This is a genomic window from Sporosarcina sp. GW1-11, from assembly GCF_033088395.1.
Taxonomy (GTDB): Bacteria; Bacillota; Bacilli; order Bacillales_A; family Planococcaceae; genus Sporosarcina.
This window is the reverse complement of record NZ_JAPMIW010000003.1, coordinates 50,095-70,120: the sequence shown is the minus strand read 5'-3', so window position 1 is coordinate 70,120 and position 20,026 is coordinate 50,095. Positions and strand designations below refer to the sequence as shown.

21 protein-coding genes and 1 riboswitch are annotated in these 20,026 nt (G+C 42.4%); of the genes, 7 read left to right on the top strand and 14 right to left on the bottom strand.

The window, feature by feature from the left end; translation table 11 throughout:
• Positions 1–27: 27 nt before the first annotated feature.
• Positions 28–1,122 (bottom strand): GerAB/ArcD/ProY family transporter, encoded by a 1,095-nt coding sequence (locus ORD22_RS03430; RefSeq protein WP_317644483.1) that lies wholly within the window; start codon positions 1,120–1,122, stop codon positions 28–30.
• Positions 1,123–1,351: 229 nt separating this feature from the next.
• Positions 1,352–2,548 (bottom strand): DUF3238 domain-containing protein, encoded by a 1,197-nt coding sequence (locus ORD22_RS03425; RefSeq protein WP_317644482.1) that lies wholly within the window; start codon positions 2,546–2,548, stop codon positions 1,352–1,354.
• Between the two features lie 192 nt (positions 2,549–2,740).
• Positions 2,741–2,842: riboswitch (TPP riboswitch) on the top strand.
• Positions 2,843–2,904: 62 nt separating this feature from the next.
• Between ORD22_RS03425 and thiM the strand changes: the two genes are divergently transcribed.
• The 4 genes from thiM to thiW are packed head-to-tail and all read left to right on the top strand — an operon-like array spanning position 2,905 to position 5,675.
• Positions 2,905–3,675: a hydroxyethylthiazole kinase gene (gene thiM / locus ORD22_RS03420; protein ID WP_317644481.1), complete on the top strand. Its 771-nt coding sequence runs from the start codon at positions 2,905–2,907 to the stop codon at positions 3,673–3,675.
• A 22-nt stretch (positions 3,676–3,697) separates the two neighbouring features.
• Positions 3,698–4,513 (top strand): bifunctional hydroxymethylpyrimidine kinase/phosphomethylpyrimidine kinase, encoded by an 816-nt coding sequence (thiD, locus tag ORD22_RS03415; protein ID WP_317644479.1) that lies wholly within the window; start codon positions 3,698–3,700, stop codon positions 4,511–4,513.
• Positions 4,513–5,175: a thiamine phosphate synthase gene (gene thiE, locus ORD22_RS03410; RefSeq protein WP_317644478.1), complete on the top strand. Its 663-nt coding sequence runs from the start codon at positions 4,513–4,515 to the stop codon at positions 5,173–5,175. The genes thiD and thiE overlap by 1 nt, the downstream gene beginning before the upstream one ends.
• Positions 5,176–5,186: 11 nt before the next feature.
• On the top strand, positions 5,187–5,675 hold the full coding sequence (gene thiW, locus ORD22_RS03405) for an energy coupling factor transporter S component ThiW (protein WP_317644477.1): 489 nt from the start codon (positions 5,187–5,189) through the stop codon (positions 5,673–5,675).
• Positions 5,676–6,129: 454 nt separating this feature from the next.
• On the opposite strand, the gene dsdA is transcribed toward thiW, so the two are convergent.
• The 4 genes from dsdA to desA form a co-directional block, all read right to left on the bottom strand.
• Positions 6,130–7,440, bottom strand: a complete 1,311-nt coding sequence (gene dsdA, locus ORD22_RS03400; protein ID WP_317644476.1) for a D-serine ammonia-lyase — start codon at positions 7,438–7,440, stop codon at positions 6,130–6,132.
• Between the two features lie 22 nt (positions 7,441–7,462).
• On the bottom strand, positions 7,463–8,074 hold the full coding sequence (locus ORD22_RS03395; protein WP_317644475.1) for a response regulator: 612 nt from the start codon (positions 8,072–8,074) through the stop codon (positions 7,463–7,465).
• Positions 8,075–8,079: 5 nt separating this feature from the next.
• Positions 8,080–9,207, bottom strand: coding sequence for a sensor histidine kinase (locus ORD22_RS03390; protein WP_317644594.1), 1,128 nt, complete (start codon positions 9,205–9,207; stop codon positions 8,080–8,082).
• A 114-nt stretch (positions 9,208–9,321) separates the two neighbouring features.
• Entirely contained in the window at positions 9,322–10,368 is a 1,047-nt protein-coding gene (gene desA, locus ORD22_RS03385) for a Delta(5) desaturase DesA (protein ID WP_317644474.1), read from the bottom strand.
• 274 nt (positions 10,369–10,642) lie between these two features.
• On the opposite strand from desA, the gene ORD22_RS03380 reads away from it, so the two are divergent.
• Positions 10,643–11,296: a phosphatase PAP2 family protein gene (locus ORD22_RS03380; protein WP_317644473.1), complete on the top strand. Its 654-nt coding sequence runs from the start codon at positions 10,643–10,645 to the stop codon at positions 11,294–11,296.
• 27 nt (positions 11,297–11,323) lie between these two features.
• Positions 11,324–11,707, top strand: a complete 384-nt coding sequence (gene mscL / locus ORD22_RS03375; RefSeq protein WP_317644472.1) for a large conductance mechanosensitive channel protein MscL — start codon at positions 11,324–11,326, stop codon at positions 11,705–11,707.
• 281 nt (positions 11,708–11,988) lie between these two features.
• On the opposite strand, the gene ORD22_RS03370 is transcribed toward mscL, so the two are convergent.
• Positions 11,989–12,468, bottom strand: coding sequence for an acyl-CoA thioesterase (locus ORD22_RS03370; protein WP_317644471.1), 480 nt, complete (start codon positions 12,466–12,468; stop codon positions 11,989–11,991).
• A gap of 126 nt (positions 12,469–12,594) precedes the next feature.
• Here ORD22_RS03370 and ORD22_RS03365 point away from each other — a divergent pair, with 126 nt between their 5' ends.
• On the top strand, positions 12,595–13,068 hold the full coding sequence (locus ORD22_RS03365) for an immunoglobulin-like domain-containing protein (protein WP_317644470.1): 474 nt from the start codon (positions 12,595–12,597) through the stop codon (positions 13,066–13,068).
• A 47-nt stretch (positions 13,069–13,115) separates the two neighbouring features.
• On the opposite strand, the gene ORD22_RS03360 is transcribed toward ORD22_RS03365, so the two are convergent.
• The 7 genes from ORD22_RS03360 to opp4B are packed head-to-tail and all read right to left on the bottom strand — an operon-like array spanning position 13,116 to position 20,025.
• A complete protein-coding gene (locus ORD22_RS03360; RefSeq protein WP_317644469.1) occupies positions 13,116–14,006 on the bottom strand; it encodes a C40 family peptidase in 891 nt (296 codons plus the stop codon).
• Positions 13,999–15,108 (bottom strand): mandelate racemase/muconate lactonizing enzyme family protein, encoded by a 1,110-nt coding sequence (locus ORD22_RS03355; RefSeq protein WP_317644468.1) that lies wholly within the window; start codon positions 15,106–15,108, stop codon positions 13,999–14,001. Before ORD22_RS03355 ends, ORD22_RS03360 begins: the two co-directional genes overlap by 8 nt.
• Positions 15,109–16,029: a S66 peptidase family protein gene (locus ORD22_RS03350; protein ID WP_317644467.1), complete on the bottom strand. Its 921-nt coding sequence runs from the start codon at positions 16,027–16,029 to the stop codon at positions 15,109–15,111.
• 57 nt (positions 16,030–16,086) lie between these two features.
• The gene (locus ORD22_RS03345) at positions 16,087–16,443 is read right to left on the bottom strand and encodes a hypothetical protein (RefSeq protein WP_317644466.1); all 357 of its coding nucleotides are present in this window, start codon (positions 16,441–16,443) and stop codon (positions 16,087–16,089) included.
• Complete coding sequence (locus tag ORD22_RS03340) at positions 16,391–18,133, bottom strand: oligopeptide ABC transporter substrate-binding protein (protein WP_317644465.1); 1,743 nt, start codon at positions 18,131–18,133, stop codon at positions 16,391–16,393. The genes ORD22_RS03345 and ORD22_RS03340 overlap by 53 nt, the downstream gene beginning before the upstream one ends.
• A gap of 14 nt (positions 18,134–18,147) precedes the next feature.
• On the bottom strand, positions 18,148–19,047 hold the full coding sequence (locus tag ORD22_RS03335; RefSeq protein ID WP_317644464.1) for an ABC transporter permease: 900 nt from the start codon (positions 19,045–19,047) through the stop codon (positions 18,148–18,150).
• Positions 19,048–19,059: 12 nt separating this feature from the next.
• On the bottom strand, positions 19,060–20,025 hold the full coding sequence (gene opp4B, locus ORD22_RS03330) for an oligopeptide ABC transporter permease (RefSeq protein ID WP_317644463.1): 966 nt from the start codon (positions 20,023–20,025) through the stop codon (positions 19,060–19,062).
• Position 20,026 lies beyond the last annotated feature (1 nt).

Sequence of the window (20,026 nt, the reverse complement as noted above, 5' to 3'; positions counted from 1 at the left end):
TGCTCTTCACCATCTTCTGCATAGATTTTATGTTTTGATCTTCTTAGATGACTTTCCTGAGACAAGGGCAACAGTTCCCAAAAAAAGGGAGAGTAAAAGCATGAAGAAAAAGGTGATTTTCAATAAATAATCTCCTTTAATGCGATGAAAAAGAACGTCACCCATAGGAACCAACGACAAGGTCATAAAGAAAAAGGCTGGCGTTAGTACTTTCCAAATACGCTGTCTATCTCCCGTCATCTTCAATAAATCCGCTGCAATGAATAAAAGAAGCCCCACGCGTATGAATGCACCAGTCAGCCATTGATAAATCGAAAAAAAGTCAAAGTGTTCAATAAAACGACCAACTGACCCAATTCGCCATTCTTCATAGGCTGGAAATCTTTGTTTCGCCGCCTCGATTGGGCCGAACTCCGTTATAGCTCCAATGGTAGGCCCCATTGTTAACCCCATTAAAATGAATAGCATGACCGCAAAATGATACCATCGAATACGATCTTTTACTTTATGTTGAATGAACAGGAAAAGCAGGATCTCGACAAAACCGGATGCAGCAAACACGGTCGTTGTTAGAACAGGTTGCCACCCATGCTCCAAAAAGGGTCGGAGCAACATATAATCTTTTACTTGCAGATTTGTAAATGCAATAAAAAAACCTAAGACAACGACCCAAAAGAGAACGAGCACGTTAACCATCGCAATCGTTTGTAAGTTGGTAGTAACAAGTAGGATGCATAGAATAGTAAAAACGATTAACAATAGCACCACGGACGATTTCGGTAAAAAGGTAGAAATAATCCACGACATTGTCTCACCTAATGTAAAAGCGGCCATAATAAGTAAAAAAATGGCGACCACATACCGAACAATGGCTGAAGCAACTTTTCCAATAGTGTTTTCCAACCACTCTGTTAGTGGCTGTTGATTCGATTTCTTGTGAATGTAAAGTACTAGAAAAAGCCAAGGAAAGATTGCAATAGTAGCCAACAGAATAGATATCCACCCATCCCTCCCTGCCCCTTTTAGTAACGACGGAATAATGGTTACATGATTTTTCAAACCAACCATTGTCATGGACAGGAAAATAACGTGTAAAACGCTTATAGATCCTGTTTTTTTCATATGAAAACCCTCTAACATTTTTAATATCATGTAGCCTTGACAAAAATGCCTAGAATTATACTTACTAGGCGATGGAATTGAAGGTAAGGATGCTATTTTCGTACAGCAGTGTTTACAACATTTCTCGCATACTAGTACAATAGAGTTTTAGTTTTTTGCAACTGGATTACTATAATGACAAAAAAACGCTGTACTCCAAATAGGAATACAGCGTTTTTTTGTCATTACATTAGTCACATGTCATATAACGCCAATAATTATTGCCTGGCACACCTGACAAATAAGCTAACCCTTCACTTTCCGCCAGATGTACAGTCTGCCACTCCTGATCATCGAGTGAAAGATAGATTTCATGATGAGGCGAGATATTATGATAGCCAACCAGATCTATATTGCCTTCCTGATCCAGACGTCCTGTTACTTCGTAGTGGATAGGGGGTGAAGCTGTCAGCGGATTGCCGACATCATGAGATATTGTAAAACGAATGTCTGTCGGCTTTGCGTCTAAGCGCTCGATTACAATATCATCTACTGAAGCATGGTCGTGGCGTTTATAGCGCTTTACATAATTCAAACCAATCGTTGGACCAGTTGCTTTTGTATACGTAAGCGAACTCTTTCCAGCCGTAAATTCACCTTGCATGTCAACGCGTGTCCGGAAACGTTCACTTTGCACATCAAAATTCCGATCATCTCCTGTAAAGTATGGGAACGGTGACATAAAGTTTGGATTTTTGATGATATCCTCTTTCAAAAATGTGGCGTAGCGAAACTTCCATCGTGCTACTTCTTTCGCTTTTTTGTGATCCGTAACAGGACGTAATAATTGATCACGGCGATTGACACGAACAGTGAATGTATAAATTTCTTCTGTCGGTTTGTTGTTAGTACTTGATGGTATAACAGCTTCAAATAGCGTGGCTGCAATCGATTTGCTAACATTCAATTTTCGATTACTGTCGATCAATGGACGAGTGGCAGTTACGCTGTAGGTGACAGAATCAGATACATCCATTTCGCGGTCGATGAAACGATTATCCTCCACGGTCTGTAGAAACTTACCGTCTCGATAAATATCAAATGTTTCTACTCCTTTGATGCGTTCCCAAGACAAAGCAATCTGCGAAGAAGCTACAATAACCGTAATGACTAAACGCTGTAACGGATGTTCGTCTTCTTTTACTTCTGTTAAAGCAGATGTTTGAATCACGATGACGTCCTTGACCTGCCCTCCATCGACACGTTCAATCGTATATTGGAAAGGTTGTCTAGTATCGAGCTCCCCATCGGTAAGTTTTGCCGCCGTACCTTCATATACTTGCTGTTTATTTTTATAGACTCGATAGTATTCCCCGCTATCTGTCCAGGCAAAAAATAATTCACCCAATGAATGTGTCATCCGTTGAATTTCGAATAAATCCTCCATTTTTCTATCCACTCCTTTTGGCTACTCCATATGAATCCTCTGTCATAACTTAAGGGATTATGTAATGTTGGACATATCATTACACTTTCCTCACTATGCGCAATCACTCAATTTCATACAATATATTCTTCTCTTTCCGGTATCGTTTTATCCTTTTAGATGTGTATGTTATAATTAGGCTGTCTAATTCATATTCACCACTAGGGGTGCCGTCATTCGGCTGAGATGTAATTATGCAAACCCTTGGAACCTGATCTAGTACATGCTAGCGGAGGGAAGTGGGTAGTTCGCGTACCCAACAGCCCATCTTTGTATGGGTTTTTTGTATATATACCTTTAAAGAAAGGAAGAGAAACATGCAACTGATTCAACAACTTAGAAAAGAACAACCGCTAATTCACTGCATTACAAATTTTGTCGTAGCCAACTTCCAAGCAAACGGACTATTAGCTCTTGGCGTTTCTCCGGTCATGGCGGATGCAATAGAAGAAGCAGAAGATATCGCGAATGTGGCGGCTTGTAGTGTCCTAAATATCGGCACTTTAAAACAACAAACGGTAGACGCGATGATTTTAGCAGGAAAAAGTGCGCGCGCAGCTGGAAAACCAGTCGTATTAGATCCCGTCGGCGCAGGAGCGACACCTTTCCGTAAAGCAAGTGCCTTACACGTATTAAAAGAAGTGGATGTGACTGTCATTCGCTGTAATGCTGGTGAGCTAGCCGCAATCGCTAACATTCCTTGGCATGCTAAAGGCGTGGATGCTGGCGAGGGTAACGCAGATATAGAAAAAATTGCAAAAGAGGTCGCACTCGAGCATAGATGTCTTGTAGCAGTATCCGGTGAAGTAGACATCGTTACGGACGGACACTCTACGCTAACCATTACAGGTGGTCACCCGATGATGACGAATATAACGGGTACAGGTTGCTTGCTTAGCTCTGTAGTAGGTGCATTCTTAACTGCAGGAATGGAAAAGCCGTTAGAAGCAACTGCAGAGGCACTTTCATTTTATAAACGAGTAGGCGAAGAAACAGCTAAAATTTCAACAGGGCCTGGTGATTTTGCTATGAATTTTTTAAATATACTACATACATTAGATCGTGAAACAAAAACGTTCTTAGTATAACTAACGCAAGGGGGTTTTTTCATTGACAGTAAAAGTGGCGCTAACCATCGCTGGTTCAGATAGTGGTGGTGGAGCAGGTATCCAAGCAGATTTAAAAACGTTTCAAGAGCTCGAAGTATTCGGTACATCAGCACTAACAGCAGTGACTGCACAAAATACGCAAGGCGTTCATGGGGTCTATCCTGTTGCCAAAGAAGGCGTCGTCGCACAAGTGCGGGCGGTATTAGATGACTTTGATGTGAAAGCGTGTAAGACAGGCATGCTATTCTCGGCAGAAATTATTACAGCGATTGCTACTGTGCTAAAAGAATATCCACCCATCCCACTCGTAATTGATCCTGTCATGATTGCCAAAGGTGGTCAATCATTGTTGCAACAAGAAGCGATTCAAGCGCTGAAGGATCACTTGATTCCTCTTGCTACGATTGTGACACCTAATATTCCGGAAGCTGAAGTGCTAACGGGGATGAAAATCGTTACAGATGAGGAGATCCAGCAAGCTGCACAAATAATTATTGGGTTAGGTGCAAAAGCAGTTGTCATGAAAGGCGGACACCGCAACGATGTACTAGAAGCAAAAGATTATTACGTCGATTGCGAAGGCCAGTCATTCACACTGACAACTCCTTGGATCCACACAAAGGATACACACGGGACTGGTTGCACATTCGCAGCAGCTTTGACAGGATTTTTAGCTAAAGGCTGCTCCCTTCCTGACGCAGTGGCTGAATCAAAACAATTCATCCAAGTCGCGATTGAAAACGGCCTGCGTATCGGCTCTGGACACGGACCTACGAATCATTGGGCTTATAGCAAGTTAAAGCAGGAGATGAACTGATGCGGAACACAGATGTACGAAACGCGATGAGTCTATATTTTATCATGGGTACACAAAATGTTGATACACGCGAACCGTTAGCTGTCTTAGAAGCAGCACTTCGTGGGGGTATTACTTGTTTTCAGTTACGCGAAAAAGGACTAGGTGCATTAGAAGGTGAAGCGTTGCTAAATTTTGCGAGAAAGTGCCAAGCCTTATGCAGACTGTACCGCGTGCCTTTTATCATCAATGACGATGTAGATCTGGCACTTGCACTTAATGCCGATGGTGTACATGTAGGGCAAGACGATGAGCAAGCTAGCCTCGTCCGTAAACGGATTGGTCCAGATAAGTGGCTTGGTGTCTCTACACATAACGTAGAGGAAGTACGTCTGGCAAAGTCGATCGGTGCTGATTACGTTGGACTCGGTCCAATTTATCCAACCACGTCAAAATTGGATGCATCCGCTGTTGTAGGACCTGTACTAATCGAAGAAATTCGTAGCGCATTTCCGTCGATGCCGCTCGTTGGGATTGGTGGCATTTCTATGGCGAACATTGAACCTGTTTTCCATGCAGGAGCTGATGGTATCGCGATTATTTCTTCAATCGCTTCAGCAGAACATCCTTTAAAAGCTACACAACTTTTTTCTGAAGAAATACAAACCCTATTAAAAAAGTAAATGAGGTACTTATGAATACACGTAAAATGATTTACATGACTATGTTTGTCGCGATTGCAGTAGCTGGTTCTGCTTTCGTCTCTTTCCCTGCTGGCATCGCTAAAGCCTATCCAATCCAGCATGCTGTAAACGTCATCGTCGCAATCGTCATGGGACCTGTTCCTGCAGTCATTGTAGCTTTTATGACTGGTCTCGTGCGCGTGCTCACTGGAACAGGTTCATTGCTCGCATTCCCAGGCGGTATGATTGGCGCGCTTTTAGCGGGTGTCTTCTATAAAGCATTTAAAAAGAATTGGAGTGCGGGGTTAGGCGAGATTATAGGCACAGGGTTGATTGCTCCATTATTCGCTGTTCCGTATGCGAAGATTTTAATGGGGACAACCGTAACGGCCTTCTTCTTTTTCCCGCCATTCTTAGTGTCAACAATAAGTGGTACGATCATCGGTCTACTACTCGCTCCCCGACTTTTGAAGTTAAAGATGTTTCAGAACTTGCGTTAAAGTTAGTTACATAAAACCATACAAAAATAGAGACTGGGACATGACTAGAAAATAGTCCGTTCCCCTGCGCTCCAAAAGGCACGCTTTCCGCGGGGCACGCTTGAGCCTCCTCGTCGCTGGAACCGTGCTCCTAACGCTGACGCTTTTACTCGCAAAAGCCGTTCTTCGTGACGGCTCTTCCTGCGGGGTCTCAACATTCGTGCTAGATCCCGCAGGAGTCGGCCTTTTTCCGCTCCGGTACACTCCGTATTTAAAAAAGATACGTTTATCAATAAGCAGTCAAAAGAAAAATGCGTGAAGGATAATTCGCCTTCACGCATTTTTCTTTTTGATTGTAGTAAACGGAAGTAGAAGATTCTATTCTGAGGTCGTCACCTGAAACGCTTGGAACGAAGTAAAATGATATACTTTTCACATACAAATTCCCTGTCGATTCCCCGGGAAATAACGCGGATTATTTCCCTGCTTGCTTGTAATAGCTTTGCATTTCTTCTGCTGGAACCATATTCCCGCCTGTTGCCCATACAAGATGAGTCGCTTGCGGAGAATTAGCTGACGGAAGAGCAGACTGTATCGCTTGCACCGGACCTATCATTCCCGCTAGCGCGGAAGGTTCTAACCAAATATCTTCACTGTCCGCTAGTTGTTTCAGTAGATTGAATAAGGTTTGGTCTTCGATTGTGTAACAACCTGCTAGCAATGGCTCCATCGTTTTTCCGACAAATGCAGAAGCTGTGCCGACTGCTAAACCGTCAGCTGCTGTTTTATTATCTAAACCGAAATCAGCTACGGACACTTGATCATGTAGCCCCGTCATCATACCGATCATCATGCACGGTGAATGCGTAGGTTCTGCGAACAAACAATGCACATGGTCACCAAATGCTAATTTTAATCCGAATGCCACGCCGCCTGGCCCTCCGCCTACTCCACAAGGTAAATAGACGAACAAAGGATGTTCTTCATCGACTCGTATTTGTTGCGCCTTTAGCTGATTCGCCACGCGTTCTCCAGCCACGGCATAGCCCATGAACAGATCTGTCGAATTTTCATCATCTATAAAATGACATGCGGGATCTGCATCCGCTTGCCGTCTGCCTTCTTCTACCGCTTTACTGTAATCCTCTTGATACTCAACGACTTGAACCCCTTTAGAACGCAGTAAATCTTTCTTCCATTGCTTGGCATCGGCAGACATATGAACCGTGACGTTAAATCCTAATTTTGCACTCATAATACCAATACTTAATCCTAAATTACCTGTCGAACCAACCGCAATCTTATGCTTTGAGAACAGCTCTTTAAACGCAGGTTCTGCAAACTGACTGTAGTCTTGTGTATCGTTGAGTAGCTGACTTTTAATCGCTAATGTTTCAGCATGTTTCAATACTTCGTAAATACCACCACGCGCTTTAATTGAGCCTGATATAGGCAAGGCATTGTCTTGTTTTAATAGGAGTTTTCCTGGAATGTTGATCGCGTACTCTTTCGCAAGCACTTTCTTCATTGCTGCAATAGATGTGATTGGCGATTCAATGATGCCGTGGTTTTCCAAAGTATCTGGAAATACTTTTACTAGATACGATGCAAATCGTTCCAACCGTTCACTAGCATCTGTTACATCTACTTTTGATAAGTTCGTCTTAGCCAACCCGGTCGTCATTGGCTCAACGGAAGGATTACGCCACAATACTTCATTCTTCTCCATAACAGCCTGTAATAAAGGTAGTTTGGCTATCCAATCACTTTGCGTCAGATGATTCATTCAATCGATCGCTCCTTATTAATTATTTAAACCAGCCTTTTTCTCGGAACATTGAAATCGCTTCAATTCGATTTCGAACACCTAATTTATCTAATATAGTTGAAACATAATTCCGCACAGTTCCAGGTGACAGAAATAATTCAGTTGCAATCTGTTTCGTCGTCTTACCTTCAGAAACTAACTTTAAAACTTCCGCTTCACGTTCAGTCAACGGATTCTTCTCTTCTTCTTTCATATCAAATGCCAAGTCGATTAGTTCTGGTGCGTAAATTCGTCCACCTTTAATAATGGAATGAATTGATCGAACGAGTTCTTCAATTGGATTATCCTTCAGTAAATAACCCCGTACCCCTGCATTACGCGCTCGCTCGAAATATCCTGCTCTTGCGAATGTTGTCAAAATAATAATTTTGCAATCCAAATCCTGTAACTCTTCCGCTGCATCCAAACCCGTTTTAATAGGCATTTCAATATCCATAATACAAATATCAGGTTCCAGATTTTTAACTAGATCCACAGCTTCCTGGCCATTTTTCGCCATACCGACAACTTCCATATCTTCTTCTAAATTCAATAACGACCCTAACGCACCGAGCATCATCCCTTGGTCTTCCGCTATTACAATGCGGATCATATAAATCACCCTTCCTTTATTTGCTTTAATACTGCAGGAACTGTTATTTTTAATTCCGTTCCTTCTTCATTAGCAATCCGTAACTTGCCATTTACAAACTCTAACCGCTCTTCCATACCGTCTAATCCGTTGCCTGGTAGATTGACTCCATTTTGCGCAATCCCAATGCCGTTATCTTTAACTTTAATAGTAAACTCTTTCGTTGTACGTCGAAACACGATACAACACCGCTCAGCATAACTATGTTTCACAACATTATTGATCGCTTCTTTCAAGCACATGACTAAGACGTTTTCTACAATCGGTGACATGTCTGGAAAGTTCGGATCTCCTTCTATTTCTAATTCGATTTCTGCTGCCTTGAGTAATTGCTGTACGCGAACTAATTCATCTTTCAACTTCACGCGGCGCATTCCACTGACTAAATCACGAACCTCTTTTAATGCAGTACTGGAGATTTGCCGAATATCTTGCAATTCTTCCATAGCCGCCTGTTTATCCCTCTCGATTAAACGAACAGCTAAATCGCTTTTCAAGCCAATCATTGATAACTTTTGACCAAGTGTATCATGAAGATCCCTCGCAATTCGTTCACGCTCTTGAATGATCGTCAACTCTGAAATTCGCTTTCTAGCAACTTCCAACTGATCTTGAAGCCGTTCGCGTTTCTGTCTGTTATATAAGTTAAACGGCAGTAGGACGACTCCAATAATAGAAATGATAATAAAATGAATTTGTGGTAAAAACAACTCAATTTCAATAAAGAATCCTGCGACGACAGCCCCGATTAAAATAGCAATATGTAAACCATATATAATGAAAAAGCCAACTGGGTTTCGAATATTCCCGATAAAGAAAGCAATAAAAATAGATAAATATACATAACCAAATAACAACGTCATTAAAACAGTTATAACAATTTCAAAACTAATCCACATATACATAAGCCCACTCTGAGATTTAGTGGAGAAGTAATAGGATAGGAAAAAGAATACTAGAAGAATAATACCAATCATTAAATCGAACGGTGATGCACTCCGTAGAATATAGAAAAAAGGTAGTATACAAAACACAACCCATGCGTAAATACTAAGCCATGGATTTTTTGGAAAAATACTGTACCAACTGCTCATCGCCACTCATCGCCACCTTCTGTCATTTCATTGTAACAAATATCTCACATTTCATATACTGAAGCTATTTACACAAAATAAAAAGGCGGAGAAGGAAGACCCTCTCACGCCTGTTTATTGTAATGTTGTACGTTTTGGTTTTAAATCAATCGACAATTTCTTTTTCATTGCGGATTGCTTCGCTTCTTTAAATGTAATGAACTTTTTGTTTGTCGGATCATACAAGCGATAACGTAATGATTCTAGACTTGTTTTCAGCGTAATCGTTGTTGCCTTGTGCAATGGTGGTGTTAACTCATGTGCCATTTCAAGGTTGTAGTTCGGTACACGTGGTGCTAAGTGATGCACGTGGTGGAAACCGATATTACCTGTTGCCCATTGCAGAACACGTGGTAATTTATAGTATGAGCTACCTTCGACAGCCGCTTTAACATAATCCCAATCCGTTTCTTCTTCAAAGTATGAATCTTCGAATGTGTGTTGAATGTAGAACAACCAAATTCCAAGTGCAGCTGCTGTGAACATCATCGTTCCTTGGATTAGCAAGAATGCTTTCCAACCAACCAATACAACTAGTACACTATATAATACAACTAAGATGATATTGATAAGATACGTATTCATACGTTCTTTTTTACGTGCATCTTTACGGTTGAAACGACCTGAGATTAATACTAAATACAAAGGTCCAAATCCAAACAATACTAGGGGACTACGATAGAAGCGATAACCTAATTGCGTTAACTTCGAAGCATTTTGATATTCTTCAACTGTCATTACCCAAATGTCTCCAACACCGCGTTTGTCTAAATTTGAACTAGACGCGTGGTGGATTGAGTGCTCTCTTTTCCACTTTTCATAAGGGAATAATGTCAGGACGCCAGTAATTGTTCCAACAATGTTATTTGCTTTTTTATTGCGGAAGAATGAACCGTGCGTGCAGTCGTGAAAGATGATGAAAGTACGGACTACAAAGAATGCAGCCACTATGGACAAGCCAACTGTCAACATGATAGAAATTTCCATGCTTTGATACGCTAAGAACCATAAAATGAAAACAGGCGGTATTGTATTCACCAACTGAAAAATACTTTTCTTTAAGTCAGACTTCGCAAAAGGGGCAACGTCTTTGTGCAGTTGCTTCGTTTTCTCTTTACTCATGTTTGAATTTCCCTCCTAGTGGGTTTGCTAATACATTAAGAATACCTCGCAGCCATCTATAGGGGTAGATGTAGATGTCATGACTTTGATATGACAAATGTCACACTAGCCATCATATCTATGACAGTATATGAAAAAACGTCCCCTTTTGATAGGATGCGCTTTGATAGTAGACATTTTTTAAAACAGCAATGTAATTTGCGTTATTCAATCTTTCACGGTACATTTTTTAAGCTTCGTTCAAAATATAAATGATATAGAAAGGATGTTAGTCGTGCGTGAATTATCTCTACGTTTATTGTTTACTTGGTTGATCTGTATACTCTTGACAGGCTTTTTTGCGTTTCTTGCCAGAACCATTCATTTACATACTATTACTAGTTTTGATGATCCGATTATTGATTTTGTACAAGGTACAGAAACTCCTTGGCTAACGACGATTATGAAAGCTTTTACAACAATTGGTTCGACAACTATCGTCGCATTGCTAACCGTTTTCACGTTAGCTTTTCTACTATGGAAAAAAAATCGTGCACAAGCTATTTTATTAGTTTCAGTTTTGGCTGGAACGGGTATTTTAAATCAAGTGCTGAAATTCATTTTCAAAAGAGAGCGACCTACCTTTCATCGCCTAATCGATATCGGAGGCTATAGCTTTCCGAGTGGACATACGATGATGGCATTTAGCTTGTATACGATTCTAGCGTATATCGTATGGCGGAACTTGCGGTTTACTTGGAGTCGTGTAGTTGTTGTGGTCTTGGCTGCTGTGATGATTGCTATGATTGCGTTGAGTCGAATCTATTTAGGCGTTCATTTCCCTAGTGACATCGTCGGTGGCGTTCTTGCGAGTATGGTATGGCTAATCGCTTCCATTGCGATGTATCAGAGATTTCAACGTCAAAAGGAGAAAAACAGCACTGAGTAAAGAAAAAAATGAAAAAGGATGATGTGTATGTGGAAAGATTTTAAGGAGTTTGCGTTTAAGGGAAATATTTTTGATTTGGCAATAGGTGTCGTAATTGGTGCGGCGTTTGGTACAATCGTGTCTTCACTAGTCGAAAATATTATGACACCGATTTTTGGTATTTTATTAGGTGGTCTGGACTTCTCACAACTAAGTTATACAGTTGATGATGCTGAAATAAAATATGGCCTATTTATTCAATCCATAATTGATTTCTTGATTGTAGCAGGTTCTATCTTCGTCTTCCTACGCGTGCTTATGAAGTTTAAAATGCAAGAACCAGAGCCTGTCGAAGAGGAAGAAGCAAAACCGTTGGATATGAAAGAAGAATTGCTAACTGATATCCGCGATTTATTGAAGAAGCAACAATAAAATAAATAGTATCCGTTCATTTAGTCGCTCTGCCGACATAATTGTCTGACAAACGTCATTGCAACGCGACTTGCTCAGTGTTACAATGGTAGGCAGGATACTGATTAAAGGAGTGGATATTCATGTGGTTCGTTTACATCATGTATGCGTTGTTTGCATTTATTCTAGGTGGAACTATACTAGGCTTAGTTCGTACATTCAGCAGCAATAACTAAAAAACAAACACACAGCAGCAAATGAAGTGGTTCTAGCCACTCCATTTGCTGCTGTTTTTACGTTACTTAATGTTTCATCAATCGTCTTTGCTGACGAAGTTCTCTCCTCGCTGGTGCAGAGTTATAGAGGCGTCGTTCGAATTCCGTTTCCGGATAAATATCAGCAACCGGGATCGGTCGATTCGTATCATCTACCGCCACCATCGTACAGAACGATTCTGTCGTCAGCTTCACTTCTCCTGTCACCAAGTTTTTCGAATGAACAGAAACGAAAACTTCCATTGATGTGCGACCGACAGAAGTGACAATTGCTTCGAGTTCAATGACGTCTCCTAACAATGCAGGCGAAACGAAGTCGACTGAATCAATGGATGCGGTGACGGCTGCTCTCGTGCCCGCATGTTTCATTGCACAAATAGCCGCAATTTCATCGATATACGCTAATACCTTCCCTCCAAAAATGGAATGAATGTGATTGGTGTCTGGCGGCAAGACCAGTTTACTTTGAATCGTTCTGGATTGGCTCATTGATTTTCTTTCAGACATTACGACAACTCCCTTTTTTACTTCCTAGTTCTAGTATAACTAAAACGAGACGCATTTCACTAATTCTTGATAGGCATCAAGGTTTTGTACGCTCTATAATTTTATAATTATTGGGAGGTGAGGAATATGAAAAAATGGTTGTTTTTAGTTAGCACATTATTTTTATTAGCTAGTTGCGGAAATGAACAATCTATTACTACATTGGTTGACCCTGTCCCAAACCAAGTCATTCCATCAGAAAGTGAAGGGATTTCATTGAAACTATTGCAGCATGAATTTGCAGAGCCTCCCACTCATATCGAAACGAAAGTAATCAATGCAAATGCTGATGCATTTGAAATTGGTCCATTTTATCATATAGAAGTATTAAAGGATGATCTTTGGTACATTCTCACATATTCCGATGCCGTATTTCTTCGAGATCCACAATTTCGAGATGGAGGAATGGTACTTGAGGGACATCAAGAGATTCAACAAACCTTTTCTGTAGAGAAGTTAGGTATCAGTTTACCTGTTGGAACGTACCGACTCGTCAAAACAGTACTGCAGCACGATCCTTACCACGAAGTGACAGTGGCAGTTCCATTCACAGTTCAATAAATATAAAAACCGAACGACTATCCCGTTCGGTTTTTCCACAAAGATAATCACTCATTCACTCTACGCACACTACATAAACTCTCAGTATATTCGGATCCCACTAGTTTGATCTGCTCCACTGATTTACCAGTAGACGGCGCATGGAGCATACGCCCATTTCCAGCATACATCCCCACATGGCTTATAGACGTATCTTCATTAGTACTAAAGAACAGCAGATCACCTAGTTTCCACTCCTCCTGATTCAGTGAGACAGGAATTCCAGTTTCCGCCTGATCGCAAGCATCGCGAGGTAATAAAACACCACAAGCTTTCCATAGATTATGGATGAACCCTGAGCAATCAAAGCCCCATGCAGACATTCCGCCCCATAAATACGGTAATCCGATAAATTTTCTGCCTGCAGTTAGTGGGTTAGGATTAGTTACTTCATCTAGACGTTCAACAACTGAAACACCGATTAACTTCCAACCATGCGGAGTCCATACACGCATTCGTTTTCCTTCAGGTAAGCCACATGGGAACACTGTATTAAATGACACACGTAAAAACGGTTCACCTGTTAGTTCTGTGATCCATGTCTCGCGGGCTGTCACTCTGACAAATTGCTGCACACGCGGTTTTTCTCGCATCGACAATTGGACAAGTGGCACCCAGCCTGGATAACCACGCGGATCTTTTTGCGAAGGTTGCGAAATCGCAATGATCTTTGCCCAATCACCTACTACTTCTTCCACAATCACTGACTCGCCATATAAAAGTTGGGTCTGAATACGCTTCTCTGTACTTAAAGCGAGGCGCTCTTGATATGACAGTTGTCCAAGCCATTTTTCCAACTGCACTGGATGATCCAAAGCAGGAAGATCCACTAAGCGAGCTGCATCTGGATCTGTCCAAACAGCTGCAACACTGACCGCACATATCCAACGCTCATTCACATGCATGCTCCTTCACCCATGTAATCATCCGTTCTGCATCAAAACCGAGACCAGGCATACCATCGAACTCAATGACGGACCCTTGATACTTCAATCCGCCAGCCGTAAATTCATCCATTACTAAAAGTGGTGCATCTAAATCTACTCGGGTAACATTCGGCTGACTCGCAGCCAAATGTGCAGCAGCTGTCACTCCGATTGATGTCTCCATCATGCTACCAACCATGCACTCCACACCATACGACTCTGCCAATGCGTTTATCTTCAAGGCTTCGTGGATTCCCCCCGACTTCATCAATTTGATATTCAAAACATCTACAACACGTAACGCCAGTAATTTACGTGCATCTACTGCAGAAAACATTGATTCATCCGCCATAATGAGTGTCGACGTACTCTTTGTCACTTCACTTAATCCTTCTATGTCATGTGCAGCAACTGGTTGTTCGATTAGTTCAATATCGAATCCATCATCCTCCAACCGGCGAATGATGCGAATCGCTTCTTTCGGTTTCCAACCTTGATTGGCATCTAAACGAATGATCGTTTTTGGACCCACACGCTGACGAATCGCTCGTATCCGTTCCCTTTCTTCATGAAAATTCCCCGTTCCCATTTTCACTTTCAACGTAGTGAATCCTTTCGCCACATGCTCAGCTGCTTCATCTGCCATCTCATTCGGTGTACCGATACTAACAGTCAGATCGGTCACCAAAGCCTTTCGATAACCACCCAATAAACGACTTACCGGCAATCCACAATACTGCCCCAATAAATCATAAAGTGCCATATCAACAGCCGCTTTTGCACTCGTATTACCAATAGTCACCCGGTGCATTCGGTCAAATATCCTTTCACGCCTCGTCAGATCCTGTCCAATTAATACTGGTGCTAGAATGTGATCAATAGCATAACGAATACCGCCAAGTGAATCGCCTGTAATCACATGTGTTGGTACTGCTTCACCCCAGCCGATCATGTCATTATCCGCAGTAATCTTCACAACTACCGACTGCACTGTATGAACGGTGCGTAGCGCAGTGATGAATGGTTTACGTAGCGGTGAATGCACCAAAAACGTTTCTACGGTGCGTATTTTCAATCAGTTCACTCCTGGTAAAATAGTCAACGTCAATTCCTCGGCATTCAAACGCCCTTTAACTCCGAGCGGAATAGCGATATTCGGTTCACAGTGTCCCATTTTGAAACCTTTAACAACAGGCTTACCTAAATTGCTAAAGTAATGAACAAACACTTCGTCTAGCGTAAGTGTTGCGTCTTTATTGGCTGGTTCCGCCTTCGCAAAGTCCCCTATAATGATACCTGCCGCTTCACGTAACTTACCCGCTAGTCTCAGTTGATTCAATAAGCGATCTACTTTATACGGCTCTTCCCCAACATCCTCAATAAACAGTAACTTTTGATTGGTTTGTATCTCAAATTCACTGCCAAGACTGTTTGCCAGTTGTGTCAAATTCCCTCCAACAACTTCCCCTTCTGCTACACCGCCAACAATTCTTTCCAATGGCGAAATCGCTTGTGAATAATGAACTTCTACAGGGGCAAATAGTTGTCCGAACATTTTACCTGACAGTTCGTGGAATTCATTTTTCGCAACACAGGAAGCCAGCATCGGTCCGTGGAAAGTAACAAGGCCCGTTCCCTGCCGAATCGCCGTATGTAAATACGTAATATCGCTAAATCCCCAAAACGCTTTTGGATTTTCTTGAATTAATTCCATATCAAGTTGTTCTGCATAGCGCGCAGAACCATACCCCCCGCCAGCACAAATAATTCCTTTTACTTCAGGATCCTTAAACATTTCGTGTAAATCAGCTAGTCGCTCTTCATCAGATCCTGCTAAATAGCCGTTCTTCGCATAAACAGACTGTCCTACTTTATAGCGCAGTCCGAGTTGCTCTAAAAATGAAAATGAGTGCTCTACTTGTTCGCGTGTAACCGGGCTAGCAGGTGCTACAATTCCAATCACATCACCTTTTACTAATCGTTCTGGACGAATCATTCTATTTATCACCCTTTCTACAACTTACTCTATCATATTCAACAACGGACATACTTACTACCGCAGTTCCACATTTGGATGAAAACTATATATTCGAAGTGGTGGGGCTATGAGCGCGAGGACGGATTTTATGAGCGCGGGAACAGGATCTATGAGCGCGAAGACGGATTCTATGAGCGCGAAGCCGGGATCTATGAGCGCGAAGCCGGGATCTATGAGCGCGGGAACGGGATCTATGAGCGCGAAGACGGATTCTATGAGCGCGCGAACGGGATCTATGAGCGCGAAGCCAGGATCTATGAGCGCGCGAACGCATTCTATGAGCGCGAAGCCAGGGGCTATAAGCGCGCAAACACCATAATCATTCTGACACGCCCCACCTCCACACATGACGATTTTCTGATTTCGAATCAATCGAATAATTTACTACACGCTTATTCACACCAAGTAACTCATAGCGATACAACGTCGGTACGAGCGGCACGTCTTCGACCATCAATGCTTGCCAATCCTTATAGATCGCTCGCCTATACTCCGCATCAAAAGCCTTTTCTGATGTTCCCGCCTTCAATAATTGATCATTCAACTTACTCGTATATCTCGAGTAATTAAACAGTGCCTGACGTCCATATAACCCCGACGGATCAGGATCAGAACCCGTCCCCCACGCCCCTTGGAAAATATCGACTTTAGGGTCATCTGATTTTACTAACTCATAAAAGGAGTGAAAATCATGTAGGCGGCCGTCCGTTAATTCCACTTGCAAACCGACATCTGCCCAATTTTGAATATAATACTTCGCAATTGGCTCTGCCACATCTCCCCCTGCCATCGAAGCAAAACGCAGAATGAACGGCTTACCATTAGGATCTTCCCGGTAGCCGTCCCCTGTCACATCGATATAGCCTGCCTCATCGAGTAAAGCGTTTGCTTTTATAGGATCATATGGACGCCCCTGGTTCCCCACATCATGATACGAATCAAATACAGGAACGATAAGTGTCGTCGCTGGAAATCGCAAACCATGGTATAAATACATACCGACTGACTCATTATCAAGCGCATACCACATTGCTTGGCGAACAAGTTTAGTCGCCAATTTTGCGTTAGGATTCATTCTATTTTCTTTCTTTTTGTCATCCCATGTACCGAGTTTAAACCCAATATAGCTATAGGCCATGTCCAAATCTCCAAGCAGTTCAATATTTGAGAGCCTGCCGACCGATTCATATTGATCTACAGGTACTCTAGCTAAATCCACATCTCCTTTTTTAAGCGACTCTACTATAATCGATTCATTCACTGTTTTTAGCACGACTGATTGCAGTTGTGGTCGGCCTCGCCAATAGTTTTCATTGCGTTCCAATAAAACAGACTCGCCTGGCACAATCTTGACGATGATATACGGACCGAAACCGATGGGTGTGACACGAATTTTATCGGAGGCTTCTAGATCTCTCATCGTCAACTCACCTTTCGTCACATCTCCTACATGATGCCTTGGAACCGGAACGGACCAGAAACCAGTCAGGATGGAAGGAGTCGCCTCTTTAAATGTCACACGAATCGTTCGTTCATCAGGTACACTGATTCCGGAAATTTCCTTTGCGCGCCCGGCATGATAAGCATCCATCCCCACGATATTTTCAATCGTAAACGTGTAGCGCTCTCCTGCATATTCGGGATGACCTAATAATTCATAGGCATATAGTAAATCACTCGCTTTGACAGGTTCACCATCATGCCAATAGACACCTTCTTTTATGCGCAACGTGATTGTCCGTTTATCTTCAGATAACTCATATGTCGCGGCACCTTCATTCGTAATCTCAAAGTCACTGTTTATCGAAAGTAGCGATTCGTCAAACCACGTCATGATTTCCGCATCAAATGAACCACTGTAAAATGGCCGGCTAAGCGTTCCTTCAAACGGATCTGAACTGACCAATGCGACAGTCATTTCCCCATCTTCTAGTGGAAGGCTCGTATTGGATACTTCTACTGGAAATATAGGTAGCTCCATTTCCACACGGGCTTGCGAGTGTGATTCACTACATCCTGCCAATAATAAACCCACTACTAGTATGATCCACTGTTTTCGCAAACCATTCTCCTCCTTCATCCGATTCGTTGCCTAGCGTCTGCTGCTCGCTTCACCGCTTGACCGATATAATTGATGCACAGCATGATGACTAAAATGAGCAAGGCAGCGGGTAACCAGACCCACCATTTGTTTTGGACAATATCTGGATTTTTAGCTAACGCGATCAATGTGCCAAGTGAAGGTGTTCCCGACGGTAAGCCGAAACCGAGAAACGTCAAACCTGTTTCCAATCCAATATTGCCCGCTAGCGTCAACGTCATATTGACAATAATAAGCGAGCTTAAATTCGGCAACATTTCAAACAACATGATCTTCCAATCAGGCGTTCCAAGCGTTTTAGAAGCTTGAATATACTCTTGCTCCCGCTCAGCAAGTCCCCTCGATCGAATGAGACGCGCTTTGCCGAACCAGGCGAAGACGCTCATAATGAGGATGAAATTTAAGACGCTATAATTCGGTACAATGACAACAAATACAATAATGATCATTAGCGACGGTAAAATCATTAAAAAGTCGAGAATCCGACAAATGATTTGATCGACAATGCCTCCGTAATAACCTGCCAATAAGCCAATCGCTAAACCATATAAACTAGCAAGCAATGTAACGCAAACACCAATCGTAAACGAGTTCCTTGCCCCAAGTAATAACTGGCCAAACACATCGCGCCCGCCATCATCTGTCCCAAGCAAGTAGCTAGCAGATGGCGGCTGATAAATACGCGATAACTCAATTCTTGTGACACGGTCGACAGGGAAAAAGAGTGGTGAACAATAAGCGATGACTACTATGGAAGTAAGCAAGATTATGGATAGGTATGCCAGTCGATCCTGGCGAATTTCGTACCAAACCATAGATAGAAATGAACGATTTTCCGCTTTCGCTATTTGCACTGCGTCTTTTGAAAGTGTCAATGCCACCCCTCCTCATCCAAGACGAATCCGTGGATCAACTATTCGCAAAATGATATCCGACAGCAATGTCCCAACAATAACTGCAGCTCCCGAAATAAGTACGAGTGCCGTTACTACAGTGAAATCCCTTGCCATAATCGAATCAATAAACAGCCGCCCGAGTCCCGGATAGCTAAAAATCGTTTCAATAAATACGGAACCTGCGATTAATCCCGTAAGTTCATAGCCTAAAAACGCAGCGATTGGCAACATCGAATGGCGCAATATATGCCGACGATAGACCACATTTTCCGGCACACCTTTCGCTCGCGCAGTCTTCACAAAATCCTTCATTTTCGTCTCAATGATCTCATTGCGTAAATACTGTACCGTGGAATACGTCAATAAAAGGGAGCCAGACAACACAGGCAATACTAAATGCTTCAGCTTATCCCAGACGTATTCCGCAGTGCCTTCTTCCATTCGAATATCTACACTGCCTCCACTAGGAAACCAATCAAGGACAAAGCCGAAGACATACAACATCAACAACGCAAAAACAAACACCGGCGTTGCGAATGAAATATAGTTATACGTCACGATCACTTGATCTGCAAAGCTTCCTGTCCACCTACCCGCTAGTAAGCCAAGTGGAATCGCTAGTGAGTACGTAACGATCAGCGTTGCTAGCGATAACCAGATCGTATTTTCAATGCGCCCGGCTAGTAATTGTGTAACGGGTTGTTTATGCACGAATGATTGCCCGAAATCTCCTCGAATAGCGTCCCCAATCCAGCGCCCGTACTGAACAATCCACGGGTCATTCAAACCGTGCTGTAGTCGAATCTTCTCCATCTGTTCAGCTGATACATTCGGTTTCCCCATGAATGCTCCCGTCACCGCATCACCCGGCATCTGTTTCGCTAAAAAGAAAATAAGCACACTCAATAATAGTAATTGCGGAATCATTAGGAAGGTCCTTTTGATAATGAATGCGATC